This is a genomic window from Actinobacillus porcitonsillarum, from assembly GCF_003101015.1.
GTDB classification, from domain to species: Bacteria; Pseudomonadota; Gammaproteobacteria; order Enterobacterales; family Pasteurellaceae; genus Haemophilus_A; species Haemophilus_A porcitonsillarum.
This window is the reverse complement of sequence record NZ_CP029206.1, coordinates 608411-621306: the sequence shown is the minus strand read 5'-3', so window position 1 is coordinate 621306 and position 12896 is coordinate 608411. Positions and strand designations below refer to the sequence as shown.

The 12896-nt window shown below is 38.5% G+C and carries 16 protein-coding genes; 1 reads left to right on the top strand and 15 read right to left on the bottom strand.

The window, feature by feature from the left end; all coding sequences use genetic code 11:
• Positions 1–36: 36 nt before the first annotated feature.
• The 12 genes from atpD to DDU33_RS03155 form a co-directional block, all read right to left on the bottom strand.
• Positions 37–1410: a F0F1 ATP synthase subunit beta gene (gene atpD / locus DDU33_RS03210; protein WP_005818257.1), complete on the bottom strand. Its 1374-nt coding sequence runs from the start codon at positions 1408–1410 to the stop codon at positions 37–39.
• An 18-nt stretch (positions 1411–1428) separates the two neighbouring features.
• On the bottom strand, positions 1429–2295 hold the full coding sequence (gene atpG, locus DDU33_RS03205) for a F0F1 ATP synthase subunit gamma (RefSeq protein ID WP_005818256.1): 867 nt from the start codon (positions 2293–2295) through the stop codon (positions 1429–1431).
• 22 nt (positions 2296–2317) lie between these two features.
• Complete coding sequence (gene atpA / locus DDU33_RS03200) at positions 2318–3859, bottom strand: F0F1 ATP synthase subunit alpha (protein ID WP_005818255.1); 1542 nt, start codon at positions 3857–3859, stop codon at positions 2318–2320.
• Positions 3860–3871: 12 nt separating this feature from the next.
• Positions 3872–4405: a F0F1 ATP synthase subunit delta gene (atpH, locus tag DDU33_RS03195; RefSeq protein ID WP_005818254.1), complete on the bottom strand. Its 534-nt coding sequence runs from the start codon at positions 4403–4405 to the stop codon at positions 3872–3874.
• Positions 4406–4418: 13 nt separating this feature from the next.
• Positions 4419–4889, bottom strand: a complete 471-nt coding sequence (gene atpF, locus DDU33_RS03190) for a F0F1 ATP synthase subunit B (protein WP_005818253.1) — start codon at positions 4887–4889, stop codon at positions 4419–4421.
• 60 nt (positions 4890–4949) lie between these two features.
• On the bottom strand, positions 4950–5204 hold the full coding sequence (atpE, locus tag DDU33_RS03185) for a F0F1 ATP synthase subunit C (protein WP_005713637.1): 255 nt from the start codon (positions 5202–5204) through the stop codon (positions 4950–4952).
• A gap of 138 nt (positions 5205–5342) precedes the next feature.
• Positions 5343–6131 (bottom strand): F0F1 ATP synthase subunit A, encoded by a 789-nt coding sequence (atpB, locus tag DDU33_RS03180; protein WP_108923123.1) that lies wholly within the window; start codon positions 6129–6131, stop codon positions 5343–5345.
• Between the two features lie 24 nt (positions 6132–6155).
• Complete coding sequence (locus DDU33_RS03175) at positions 6156–6536, bottom strand: ATP synthase subunit I (RefSeq protein WP_005818251.1); 381 nt, start codon at positions 6534–6536, stop codon at positions 6156–6158.
• A gap of 232 nt (positions 6537–6768) precedes the next feature.
• Positions 6769–7059 carry a YfcZ/YiiS family protein gene (locus DDU33_RS03170; RefSeq protein ID WP_108923121.1) on the bottom strand — a complete coding sequence of 97 codons (291 nt, stop codon included), beginning with the start codon at positions 7057–7059 and terminating at the stop codon, positions 6769–6771.
• A gap of 63 nt (positions 7060–7122) precedes the next feature.
• Entirely contained in the window at positions 7123–7872 is a 750-nt protein-coding gene (locus tag DDU33_RS03165; RefSeq protein WP_108923119.1) for an amino acid ABC transporter ATP-binding protein, read from the bottom strand.
• A 15-nt stretch (positions 7873–7887) separates the two neighbouring features.
• A complete protein-coding gene (locus tag DDU33_RS03160; RefSeq protein ID WP_108923118.1) occupies positions 7888–8604 on the bottom strand; it encodes an amino acid ABC transporter permease in 717 nt (238 codons plus the stop codon).
• Positions 8605–8785: 181 nt separating this feature from the next.
• A complete protein-coding gene (locus DDU33_RS03155; RefSeq protein WP_005817630.1) occupies positions 8786–10135 on the bottom strand; it encodes a GntP family permease in 1350 nt (449 codons plus the stop codon).
• Between the two features lie 188 nt (positions 10136–10323).
• Here DDU33_RS03155 and DDU33_RS03150 point away from each other — a divergent pair, with 188 nt between their 5' ends.
• Positions 10324–10836 carry a gluconokinase gene (locus tag DDU33_RS03150; RefSeq protein ID WP_005817628.1) on the top strand — a complete coding sequence of 171 codons (513 nt, stop codon included), beginning with the start codon at positions 10324–10326 and terminating at the stop codon, positions 10834–10836.
• 1 nt (position 10837) lies between these two features.
• On the opposite strand, the gene gntR is transcribed toward DDU33_RS03150, so the two are convergent.
• The 3 genes from gntR to DDU33_RS03135 all read right to left on the bottom strand — a co-directional run bounded on the left by gntR (position 10838) and on the right by DDU33_RS03135 (position 12896).
• Complete coding sequence (gntR, locus tag DDU33_RS03145) at positions 10838–11836, bottom strand: gluconate operon transcriptional repressor GntR (protein WP_108923116.1); 999 nt, start codon at positions 11834–11836, stop codon at positions 10838–10840.
• Between the two features lie 119 nt (positions 11837–11955).
• Positions 11956–12510: a YtfJ family protein gene (locus DDU33_RS03140; protein ID WP_108923114.1), complete on the bottom strand. Its 555-nt coding sequence runs from the start codon at positions 12508–12510 to the stop codon at positions 11956–11958.
• An 80-nt stretch (positions 12511–12590) separates the two neighbouring features.
• Positions 12591–12896, bottom strand: coding sequence for a heavy-metal-associated domain-containing protein (locus DDU33_RS03135; RefSeq protein WP_108923112.1), 306 nt, complete (start codon positions 12894–12896; stop codon positions 12591–12593).

Genomic DNA, 12896 nt, shown 5'->3' with positions numbered 1-12896 from the left:
TGTTCTCCTTTCGTTCCTAATGGGGGTAGGGAACAATTACATCTTGCTCGCTCTTTCCACAACTTCGTCAATTGAACCTGCCATATAGAACGCTTGTTCCGGAATATGGTCGTATTCGCCTTCTAAGATACCTTTGAAGCCACGGATTGTATCTTTTAATGATACATATTTACCTGGAGAACCGGTAAATACTTCCGCAACGAAGAATGGTTGAGATAAGAAACGTTCAATCTTACGAGCACGTGCAACCACTAATTTATCGTCTTCAGATAATTCATCCATACCTAAAATTGCGATGATATCTTTTAGCTCTTTATAACGTTGTAATGTACCTTGTACACCACGTGCAACATTATAGTGTTCTTCGCCAACCACTAACGGGTCTAATTGACGAGAAGTTGAATCTAACGGATCTACCGCCGGATAAATACCTAATGATGCAATGTTACGACTTAATACAACGGTTGAGTCTAAGTGCGCAAAGGTTGTTGCTGGAGATGGGTCTGTTAAGTCGTCCGCAGGAACATAAACCGCTTGAACAGAGGTAATAGAACCTGTTTTGGTTGAGGTAATACGTTCTTGTAATACCCCCATTTCTTCTGCTAATGTTGGCTGATAACCTACCGCAGACGGCATACGACCTAATAACGCTGATACCTCTGTACCTGCAAGGGTATAACGATAGATGTTATCCACGAAGAATAAAACATCACGACCTTCATCACGGAATTTTTCCGCCATCGTTAAGCCTGTTAGCGCAACACGTAAACGGTTACCCGGTGGTTCGTTCATCTGACCATAAACCAGTGATACTTTATCTAATACGTTAGAGTCTGTCATTTCGTGGTAGAAGTCGTTACCCTCACGAGTACGCTCACCAACACCGGCGAATACTGAGTAACCAGAGTGTTCGATTGCGATGTTACGGATTAACTCCATCATATTTACGGTTTTACCTACACCCGCACCACCGAACAAACCAACTTTACCCCCTTTCGCAAATGGGCAAATTAAGTCGATAACTTTAATTCCGGTTTCTAATAATTCTGTGCTGTTAGATTGTTCTTCGTAGCTTGGTGCTGCACGATGAATATCCCAACGTTCTTCTTCGCCGATAGGACCTTTTTCATCGATAGGCTCACCTAATACGTTCATAATACGACCTAAGGTTTGAGTACCTACCGGCACTTGAATAGGGTTACCCGTATTTTCAACTTTTAAGCCACGTTTTAAACCATCTGATGTACCTAATGCGATACAACGCACTAAGCCACCACCTAATTGTTGTTGAACCTCAAGGGTTAAACCCGTTTCAACTTTTAACGCATCATATACTTTTGGTACTGCATCTTGAGGGAATTCAACGTCAATCACCGCGCCGATGATCTGTACAATTTTTCCTGTTGCCATTACCGTTCCTCTTTCACCTTAAATTGCCGCAGCACCTGCAACAATTTCATTTAATTCATTTGTAATGCTTGCTTGGCGAGCTTTGTTATACACTAATTGCAATTCATCAATTAATGTTCCCGCATTATCTGTTGCGGCTTTCATTGCTACCATTCGAGCGGCTTGTTCAGAAGCAAGATTATCAACAATTGCTTGATATACCTGTGTCTCTAAATAACGAACTAATAAACTGTCCAATAACACTTTTGGATTCGGTTCATAAAGATAATCCCACGAACCTTTTGTTTCTAATTCATCATTCTCTAACTGAGGTAACGGAAGTAATTGTGCAATAACCGGTTTCTGCGACATCGTATTTTCAAAACGGTTATAAGCAACATAAACGGCATCAATTTCGCCTTCACGATAGGCATTGATCATACCATTTACGATCCCAACAATGTTTTCCATTTCGGGTCTATCGCCTAAACCTGTTACTTGAGCCTTAATATCTAAACCAATGTTTTGATAAAAACTTGCCCCTTTTGATCCTACTAAGCCAAGTACAACACTAACGTCTTTATCTTTCCACGTTTTAAATTCATTTAAAGTCGCTTTGAATAAGTTGATATTCAGACCGCCACATAAGCCACGGTCTGTTGAAATCACTAAATAGCCAACTTTTTTAATTTCACGTTCAGTTAAAAACGGGTGCTTGTAACCAATGCTTCCTTTCGCAATATGGCTGATCACCTTACGGATGGTTTCCGAATAAGGACGACTTGACGCCATACGCTCTTGCGTTTTACGCATTTTAGAGGTAGCAACCATTTCCATTGCTTTCGTAATTTTTTGGGTATTACGAACACTCGCAATCTTGGTTCTTATCTCTTTAGCACCTGCCATAATTTTTCTCCGCTAGTCGTGATTACCACGCACCATTCTTTTTGAAGCTCTCAACGATAGCTTTTAATTGATCCTTAATAGCATCATTAAAATCGCCTGATTTCGCTAAATCCTTCATAAAGTCTGAATGGTTGCTGTTTGCGTAAGCAAGTAATGCTGCTTCAAATGAACCAATACGTTCAAGTTCAACATCATCTAAATAACCAAACTCAGCAGCAAAAAGAACTAACGCTTGTTCACTTACCGGCATCGGTGCAAATTGTTTTTGTTTCAACAATTCTGTTACTTTTTGACCGTGAGAAAGCTGTTTGCGTGTTGCATCATCAAGATCTGAAGCAAACTGAGCGAACGCTGCCAATTCACGATATTGTGCTAATGCCGTACGAATACCACCGGATAATTTTTTGATTACCTTAGTTTGTGCCGCAGAACCTACACGAGATACCGAAATACCCGGGTTTACCGCCGGACGGATACCTGAGTTAAATAAGCTCGACTCTAAGAAAATCTGACCATCGGTAATCGAAATTACGTTGGTTGGAACGAATGCTGATACGTCCCCTGCTTGTGTTTCGATGATTGGTAATGCGGTTAAAGAACCTGTTTGACCTTTTACAGCACCGTTAGTGAAACGTTCTACATAGTCTGCATTTACACGCGCTGCACGCTCAAGTAAACGAGAGTGTAGGTAGAATACATCGCCCGGGAATGCTTCACGACCTGGTGGACGGCGTAAAAGAAGTGAAATTTGACGGTAAGCAACTGCTTGCTTAGATAAATCATCATAAACGATTAACGCATCTTCACCACGATCACGGAAATATTCACCCATTGCACAACCAGAATATGGCGCAAGGTATTGTAATGCAGCAGATTCAGATGCTGACGCCACAACAACAATCGTATTTTGTAGTGCACCGTGTTCTTCTAATTTACGCACCACGTTTGCGATTGTTGAAGCTTTCTGACCGATAGCCACATAAATACATTTAATACCTGAATCTTTTTGTGCGATGATCGCATCGATAGCGAGTGCTGTTTTACCAGTTTGACGGTCACCGATGATAAGCTCACGCTGACCACGACCGATTGGTACCATTGAGTCTACCGCTTTATAACCGGTTTGAACCGGTTGATCAACGGATTGACGGTCAATAACACCCGGTGCAATCACTTCAACCGGAGAGAAGCCATCGTTTTCAATCTCGCCTTTACCATCGATTGGCTGACCTAAAGTATTAACCACACGACCTAATAAACCACGACCCACAGGCACTTCTAAAATACGACCAGTACATTTTACTGTCATACCTTCTGCTAAATCGGCATAAGGTCCCATCACTACCGCACCGACTGAATCACGTTCTAAGTTTAGTGCGATAGCATAACGATTGCCCGGAAGCTCTATCATTTCCCCTTGCATAACATCAGCAAGACCGTGAACACGGATAATACCATCGCTTACAGACACGATAGTACCGGTACTTTGCGCTTCACTTACCACGTTAAATTGGGCAATACGCTTTTTAATCAATTCACTAATTTCTGTTGAATTTAGTTGCATTTTTTATTCCTCTTACAAGCTCAACGCTTGATTTAAGCGGTTTAATTGACCACGACTACTTCCATCAATTACTACATCATCATATTCAATGATCACACCGGCAATTAATGATTTATCAAGTTGAGTGGTTAAACGCACTTTTTGACCAAGACGTTTTTCCATTGCTCTCAAGATTTTTTCTTCTTGTGCTTGATCTAATTCGGTAGCACTGATGACGTTTACTTCTTTTACTGCTTCATGAGCGGCTCTGAGTGATAAAAACTCGGCTAACACAGCAGATAATGCAGATAAACGTTTGTTTTCAGCCATGATACGAATGAAATTTTGCCCATATTGGTCTAGTTGTTCGCCACAAATTTTGCAAAAGAAATCTGCAATCTGACCGCTTGCAAGAGAAGCTGAAATATATTCAGATACTTGCTCATTCTCAGCCACTAACGCTGAAAACTGTAACATCTCTTGCCATTTATCCAACTGACCTTGCTCTAAAGCAAAATCAAAAGCTGCTTTAGCATAGGGGCGAGCAACTGTACTTAATTCTGACATCTGCCCCACCTTATTATAGTTCTGCAACTAGCTTATCAATAATGTCATTGTTTGCCGCTGCATCCACAGAACGACCCACAATTTTTTCAGCACCGGCAACGGCTAATGCTGCTACTTTTTGACGAAGCTCTTCTTGAACTCGTTTACGTTCACTTTCTACTTCTGCGTAACCTTGTTCAATAATGCGTAAACGTTCTGCTTCAGCTTCTGCTTGAACAGACTCTAAAATTTCATTACGGCGTTTAGTTGCTAAGTCAATAATATGCTGAGCTTCTTCGCGAGCTTTAACAAGTTCTTGTTCCACTAATACTTTCGTATCCGCTTGTTCTTGTTTTGCTTTTTCTGCACTCGCAAGCGCATCAGCAATGTTTGCTTGACGCGTTTCAATCGCGTTAATCAACGGTGGCCATACGAATTTCATGCAAAACCACACAAATAGTGCGAATGCAATCAACTGACCAATTAATGTTGCATTTAAATTCACAACGCCCTCCTAAAAGTCGGTTAAGTTATTCAAATGAATAACGGTTAATCAAATCCCGACTTATTTCAATAAATCAATGAACGGGTTTGCGAAGATGAAAAGTAAAGAAATACCTACTGCAATCATTGCAATCGCATCAAGAAGACCCGCAACGATAAACATTTTAGTTTGTAAGCTGCTTGCTAATTCAGGTTGGCGAGCTGAAGACTCTAAGAATTTACCACCTAAAATCGCAAAGCCAATTGCAGTACCTAATGCTGCGAAAGCAAGTAGGATTGATGCACCAATAATCGTTGCTGTAATTACAGTTTCCATAATGTTCTCCATAATTTAAGGAATTTAGCCAAAGGCTAGGGTTAATAAAAAAGTTAAGAAAAAACACTCTCGGGTTTTGTCAGCGGTCTGTTTTTACAAAAAATTCGTAAAATACCACCGCTTCCCCATTCATTTTGTTTAGTGATCTGCTTTGTTATAAGCAATACTCAAATAAACAATCGTTAGCATCATAAAGATAAACGCTTGTAAGGTGATAACCAAAATATGGAAAATCGCCCAAGCTAAGTGTAATGGCAACCCTAATACTTGAAGTAGGAAGTTATCAGCCATATACATGACGGCAATAAGGATAAAGATTAGCTCACCTGCATACATATTTCCGAATAAACGGAAAGCTAAAGAGATCGGTTTTGCTAATAAGGTAACCATTTCTAACACAAAGTTTACCGGAATAAACGCCCAGTGATTAAATGGGTGAAGTGTATATTCTTTTACAAAGCCAGAAACGCCTTTTGATTTGATCGTATAGAAAATAATAAGTGCAAAGACACAGATCGACATCCCAAGCGTTGCACTAATATCCGCAGTTGGCACTGCGCGTAAATAATGGATACCGAATAATGCGGCTAATTGAGGTAAAAAGTCCACAGGGATTAAGTCAATCGCATTCATGACAAACACCCAGCAGAATACGGTTAACGCTAATGGAGCAACCACTTCACGTGTACCATGAAAGTTCTCTTTGATTAAACCATCAACCCACTCCACAATCATTTCAACAAAACATTGAAATTTACCCGGTACGCCGGATGTTGCCGTTTTAGCAACTTTGTGGAAGAAGAATAAAAAGATTACCGCAGACACCACTGAAAAGAACAGAGTATCTACGTGCACATTCCAAAACCCATCTCCCGTTTTTAAAAACGAAAGGTGGTGACTAATATAGTCAGCGGTATTTCCAGCCATAATTTATCCTTTTAAAATTAAAAACTATACAGCTTGCCGATTTAACGCTATCGGTAAAACGATATTGAGCCCTAAAACCAAAATATAACCAATAAAAAAGAAAAGAAGTTTAAGATGAGGGATAAAAATAAAACTTAATGCAATCAATATTATTGCCACCAGCCATTTTATACCTTCGCCTCGATAAAAAGCGGTTATTTTTTGTTGATTTTTTGCGGTTCTAAAGAAAACCCAATACACAAAAACACAATGAGGAAGGAACGCAGAAAATGCGCCGACAAAAAAAGACATGCTTGCTGAAAATTGAATCAATGATACAAAACATACACCGAGTAAGATAACACCAATTTCCCATTTGATGGCTTTAATATATTGTTGTTTTGCTCGGGTAATTACAGCCGACATATTATTCCTTTTTTCCACACTGTAATTTAATAAAAGATCATCCAGATTATACTCACTACTCAAGGGGATGTTCAACAAAAATCATATCAAAAATGCGTTATAAAACATCAATTTGTTAAAATTTAGTTAATTAAAGTCTTTTTTCTCTTTGAGAGGGTTTATTTTATTTTGTGAAATAAATTAAACAAAAATAAAAAAGCGAGAAACTTAAATTTCTCGCTCCAAATAATCATTAAATGGTTCTTGTGCCTAATTGAAAAATAACCACTTCCGCTTGGCAACTAAAACCAAATTGGGCAGAAAGTTTAACGCCATTTTCCACCGCCACAATTTGGCTGTTGATTTGGCAAGGTTCACTTTCTACATCGTGTGCTTTCGCTGTTAAACGCGCAAGCGCATCATTTGCTTCTGCTTCTGTTGCATAAACACGTTCAAAAGTTGCCACCGTTTCGCTATTATCTAAAATAGAACCCACATCAAAGGTATTACAACCTGTACATTCAATTGGTTTTTCGTCTTTCATAATATTGCCTTAAAAGAAAAATAATGCGGTTACTTTAATACTAAAAAATCGGTAGGTCAAACGCTAATCGGCTCGAATTTGATGTAAAAAGCGTTTTGTCCGCTCGTGTTGAGGGTTTTCAAACAGTTGCTGCGGCGAGCCTTGCTCCACGATTTCGCCGCCATCCATCACAACAACAATATCCGCTACATCTAACGCAAATTTGATCTCGTGAGTAACCACTACCATCGTCCAGCCTTCATTTGCCAAGGCTTTCATCGTATTTAATACATCTTGCACCAATTCCGGGTCGAGAGCAGAGGTTGGTTCATCAAATAACATTAATTCCGGTTGTAATGCCAACGCTCGAGCAATACCGACACGCTGTTGTTGCCCGCCTGAAAGTTGATAAGGGTATAAATCCACTTTATCCTCCAGACCAACCTTGCTCAGTAATGCTAACGCCTCCGATTTTGCTTGTTCCACCGATTTGCCTTGAACAAAAACCGGCGCTTCCATCACATTTTCAAGGGCAGTTTTATGTGGAAAAAGATTATAATTTTGGAACACCATACCTGATTTACGGCGGAGCGATAAAATAGCTTTTTTACTCGGTTTTGCCCCAAAATCAATGCTTAACGGTTGCGCATTATCAAAGGTAATTGTGCCTTGTTCCGGCATTTCAAGCGCATTTAAGCAACGTAAGAAAGTCGTTTTTCCCGAACCGGAAGGTCCTAAAATAACAACCACTTGCCCTTTTTCAATACTTAAATCAATCCCCCGTAAAATCGTATTTTGCCCAAATGTTTTATGAATGTTCTTAATTTTTATCATCTTCATTCCTTACGCTTATTTTGCGACAAATCGATTAAAACGAATTTCCAATTTGGCTTGAATATAAAACAGTACCCAACAAAAACACCAATAAATTAAACCCGCTTCAATATATACCGGTAAAAAGTCATAGGACATATTTGCCATTTGCTGTGCCACACGGAACATCTCCGTTACGGTTACCACAGACGCTAACGAAGTATCCTTAAACAATCCGATAAACGTATTACTTAACGGCGGAACAGCGACACGCACGGCTTGTGGAGCAATAATACGGCGAAAGGTCTGCATATAAGTCATACCAATCGTAAAACCAGCTTCCCATTGTCCTTTAGGAACGGAAGAAATCGCCGCACGAACGGTTTCAGAGGCATAAGCACCAATATTCAAAGAAAAGCCGATAATCGCCGCCGGAATAGGATCAATAAACACACCAATCGCAGGTAATCCGTAGAAAACCACCGAAATTTGAACCAGCATTGGTGTACCACGAATAATAGAGATATAGACCTTGACGATAGCCAATGCAATACGATGCAATACACCATTAACCGGCGTAACACGAATTAACGCAACACCCACCGCAATGATCATACCAATAATAAAAGAGGCTACCGCTAAAGGAATAGATACAAGCACCGCCGCCTCAACCATTGGCCAAAAGGCATCAATGACTAACTTTACACGTGCTTCATCCATAAAAGGGATTTGGAGTAAAAGATTTTCTAACACAATCAGTCCTTAAAAACAATTTCTACCGATTGTAAGGGAAATCTGACCGCTTGCAAATGTACAAACAAGCATAGAACAAATAAAAAAGGAATATAAAGAGATAAGCGGTTATTTTATGACTCTTTTTTGCAAAAAATATCTAAAAACAACCGCCTTATTTATTCTTAAAGTAATAAATTAACTACAATAAAATACTTCCTATTAACGCAATCACGAAACCAACAACACCTATTGATGTTTCTAACATTGTCCACGTTTTTAATGTCGTTTTAGTATCCATTTCAAGGAAACGACTCATTAACCAGAATCCTGAATCATTCACATGAGAGAGAACGGTAGCGCCTGATGCAATAGAAATGACAATGAAACATAAATCAAATTGAGTTAAATCTGTTGATGCTGCAACCGTTGGGGCAATTAATGCTGCGGCTGTCGTTAATGCGACCGTTGCAGAACCTTGAGCAACACGCATAGCCATCGCAATAATAAAGGCTGCAACAACAACCGGCATTCCCGTATCTGATAGCATTTTGGAAATTTCATCGCCAATACCACTTGCACGTAATACTCCTCCAAACATACCACCAGCCCCGGTAACTAAAATAATCGAACATATCGGTCCTAACGCACTGTTGCAAATACTTTCAATTTGTTCATAGCTACGTTCTCCACGTAATAATAAAATAGCAATAATGAGTGTAATCAATAATGCAACAGGTGTTTTTCCTACTAAACGTAAACTTTGAACCCAAAGAGCAGAACCATCAACTACTTTTGCAACACTTAATGTATTTAAACCTGTATCAAATAAAATTAAGAAGATCGGTAATAGTAATACTAGTAGAACTCTTCCAAATGATGGAGGTGTTTGAACTGAGGTTTCTGTAATAGAAGCTGTACTTAAAAATGCTTTTGGCAATTCCACATAAACACGTTTACTGATAAATTTACTGAATAAGTATGTACCAATATACCAAGTTGGAATGGCACAAATTAAACCAACTAAAACGAGTAACCCCATATTTACCCCTAAAAGATCACCTGAAGCAACTGGACCAGGATGAGGAGGTAAAAAAGCATGCATAACAGCAAAAGCTCCAGCTACTGGGAAGGCATAACGTAACACTGAACCACCAAACTGTTTAGCTACACTAAACACTATTGGAAGCATAACAACCAAACCAGCATCAAAGAAAATAGGAAAACCAAATAATAAAGCCGCAATACCAAGGGCAAAAGGCGCCTTTTCCTCGCCAAACTTATTGATTAAAGTATCAGCCAGAACTTTCGCCCCACCGGTAATTTCTAGCATTCGCCCGATCATTGCCCCTAAACCAACAAGCAATGCCACCGAAGCGAGAGTACTACCAAAACCACCTAAAAGGGTTGGTAAAATTTTATCGACAGAAATACCCGCTGCTAATGCTGTTAATAAGCTCACAATCAATAACGCAACGAAGGCATGCACCTTAAATCTAATAATAAGCACAAGCAATGTAATAATTGCTGCGACCATAATAAGAATTAACATAATAACCTCACATTTTTGAAGCTAAGCTAAACGCCGTTTTTGTTACCGATAACATAAATATAAAATGAGTAATAGTAAAGTGTTTATGATAACTATTTGTTAAATTTGAGACCAAGATCACAAATTTTAAAATTACCGATAACAATCAATACAAAATCTGTTATGCTTATAAAAAAAGAGGTGAATATATGAATGGGCAAAGTTTTATTTTAATGGGTGTATCTAGCACAGGAAAAACAACTATTGGTACAGAGGTTGCTCGTCGCCTCCACTTAAAATTAATCGATGGCGATGATTTACACCCAAGAGCAAACATCATAAAAATGGGAAGTGGGCAACCGCTTAATGATGAAGATAGACACCCTTGGTTAGAACGTATTAACGATGCCGCATTTAGTCTCGAACAAAAAAGTGAAAAGGGCATTATCATATGCTCTGCCCTCAAAAAGAAATATCGAGATCAAATACGTCAGGGTAATAAAAATGTGCGTTTCTTATTCTTAAATGGAAGTTTCGAATTAGTATTAGAACGTATGAAGCAACGGCAAGGGCATTATATGAAAACAGAAATGCTCAAAAGCCAATTCGCAACACTTGAGGTACCTCAGACAGATGAACCTGATGTGATTCATATTGATATTAGCGGTTCATTTGAAGAGGTGGTCGAAGCTTGTATCCAAGCTATCCAACCCCATCTATAAATTAAATACTTTCACCAATATAAATTTGATATCCTAAATCAATCAAATGACTTTGCGGAGGTTGTTGAGTTAAACGGTGTAATAGCTGTTCTGCGGCAACCTTTCCTATTTCAAAACGAGGGGTTATCACACTTGCAAGTCTAGGTGTGATCGATCTCCCTACATCATGTCCATGAAATCCGGCAATGGCTATTTGCTCAGGTACTTGAATTCCCAAGCGTTGGCATTCAAATAATGCACCGATGGCTAAATCATCATTTGTACAAAATATGCCATCCATCTGAGGATATTTATCTAACGCTAACCGTAATTGTTGTCCACCTAAGGTAAAAGAAGATGATTCCTCTGTTGCAATAAATCTGGGTTTAAGACGATGCTTTTTCATTGCCAATTCATATCCCTTCATTTTTAATGTTGTTCTTTTATCCATTCGGGCTGAAAAATACACAATATTTTGGCAACCTCGAGCAATCATTGTATCAGTCATCGTTTGAGCCGCTACAACATTATCAAAACCTATTGTTTGTTGTAAACCCAATTCGTGCGTATCCATAATCTCAATCACGGGAATATTCGCCACTTCAAGCATTTTTAACGTGCGAGGAGTATGATGATTTTCAGATAAAATCAAACCATCTACATTATATGAAAGTAAGGATTCTATCCGTTGTTCTTCTTTATGCTCACTATATCCATAATGTGCTAACATCGTTTGGTAACCTGCAGCATCCGTTACACTTTCAATCCCTTTTAACACATCGGCAAAAACATGATTAGTAAAGGAGGGAAGTAATACACCAATCGCTCGACTTTTTGAATTTGATAAAATATCCGGTACACGATTAGGTATATAACCAAACAGCTCTATAGCTTGAGCAATTTTCTGTCGAGTATTTTCTGCCACTAATTGAGGATTACGTAAATAGCGACTTACCGTCATTTTAGTTATACCCAAATGATCAGCGACATCTTGTAAAGTTGGTCGTTTTTTATTATTCATCATAGAAAGAAGAGATAATTTTAGAGCAGTTTAAGATGTGTTAAGAATAACACGAGAAAGGAAAACAATAAGCGGTTAAATTTGCAAAAAATGTTACAAATCTAACCGCTTAATGATTTTTAGAGTAAAGATTTCACCAAGGCAATCACAGATTGAATTTCTTGCGGTGTTAATTTTCCTTCTTTCACAAATTTGACTTTACCACTTTTATCCAACACGACAATCAAACTCTCTTTTTCTTTCAATGCCCAAGCATTTTTGACTGAGCTTTGTTGATCTAAAATAACCTGACTATGCGAATTCTGTTTTTTTCCTTTTTCTGCGCTACTTTTTACAAAAGTGCCAGTACCAATAATCGCATCATCCGCATTGATAATCGTCGTTGTTTGGTATTTTGTGTCATCAAATTTTTCGGCTTTAATCGCATCCATTAGCGCTTCGTTTTTTTCTTTTACGCTACTACGCCCGGCAATATGCTGAATAACACGAACTTTCCCCACCAAATTCGCCGAACGCCAAGATTGATAATTCACATCACCATTAGATAATATCAGTTCACCATCTTTGGTAACAGCCACAGGCGCTAAACCACTATTCAGCGTAATATTATGAGCAAGTGTAGAATGCGCAAAAAATACCGATGCAAAAATCGTTGAAAGTACTATTTTTTTCATATTGTCTCTTCAAAATAAATATCAGTTAGAAAATAAATTCTACGTAAAATAATCATTAAAACAAATCGGAACTGTTATTTTTAAATGACTTTTGCTGTATATTGTAAATTACCAATCGCTTTTATTAATTGTTCATTTGTCACTTGAGCTTGAGTAACAATTTTGACTGTTCTAGCTTGCATATCCGCTTTGGTTGAAATAACACCATCTATAGCTCGTAATTCCTTATTTACTAAATAGACACAGAGCTGACAATGCATTTCATTTATCAAAAGCGTAACCTCTCGCTCTACATTTTTTTCCTGTTTTTGAGAATTTTCCACTGCATAAAGTGAAGATAAAGGCATAAAGGTACTAAAAATAGCAATAAACCATAATTTTTTCAT

What these genes read in the sequence shown, in the direction of transcription:
- DDU33_RS03155 (WP_005817630.1), bottom strand. Translation starts at nt 10,135, where the DNA reads ATGTTAATTCTTATTATGGTCGCAGCAATTATTACATTGCTTGTGCTT.
- DDU33_RS03170 (WP_108923121.1), bottom strand. Translation starts at nt 7,059, where the DNA reads ATGAAAGACGAAAAACCAATTGAATGTACAGGTTGTAATACCTTTGAT.
- atpG (WP_005818256.1), bottom strand. Translation starts at nt 2,295, where the DNA reads ATGGCAGGTGCTAAAGAGATAAGAACCAAGATTGCGAGTGTTCGTAAT.
- DDU33_RS03150 (WP_005817628.1), top strand. Translation starts at nt 10,324, where the DNA reads ATGAATGGGCAAAGTTTTATTTTAATGGGTGTATCTAGCACAGGAAAA.
- DDU33_RS03165 (WP_108923119.1), bottom strand. Translation starts at nt 7,872, where the DNA reads ATGATAAAAATTAAGAACATTCATAAAACATTTGGGCAAAATACGATT.
- atpA (WP_005818255.1), bottom strand. Translation starts at nt 3,859, where the DNA reads ATGCAACTAAATTCAACAGAAATTAGTGAATTGATTAAAAAGCGTATT.
- atpE (WP_005713637.1), bottom strand. Translation starts at nt 5,204, where the DNA reads ATGGAAACTGTAATTACAGCAACGATTATTGGTGCATCAATCCTACTT.
- DDU33_RS03140 (WP_108923114.1), bottom strand. Translation starts at nt 12,510, where the DNA reads ATGAAAAAAATAGTACTTTCAACGATTTTTGCATCGGTATTTTTTGCG.
- gntR (WP_108923116.1), bottom strand. Translation starts at nt 11,836, where the DNA reads ATGAATAATAAAAAACGACCAACTTTACAAGATGTCGCTGATCATTTG.
- DDU33_RS03135 (WP_108923112.1), bottom strand. Translation starts at nt 12,896, where the DNA reads ATGAAAAAATTATGGTTTATTGCTATTTTTAGTACCTTTATGCCTTTA.
- atpH (WP_005818254.1), bottom strand. Translation starts at nt 4,405, where the DNA reads ATGTCAGAATTAAGTACAGTTGCTCGCCCCTATGCTAAAGCAGCTTTT.
- atpD (WP_005818257.1), bottom strand. Translation starts at nt 1,410, where the DNA reads ATGGCAACAGGAAAAATTGTACAGATCATCGGCGCGGTGATTGACGTT.
- DDU33_RS03175 (WP_005818251.1), bottom strand. Translation starts at nt 6,536, where the DNA reads ATGTCGGCTGTAATTACCCGAGCAAAACAACAATATATTAAAGCCATC.
- atpB (WP_108923123.1), bottom strand. Translation starts at nt 6,131, where the DNA reads ATGGCTGGAAATACCGCTGACTATATTAGTCACCACCTTTCGTTTTTA.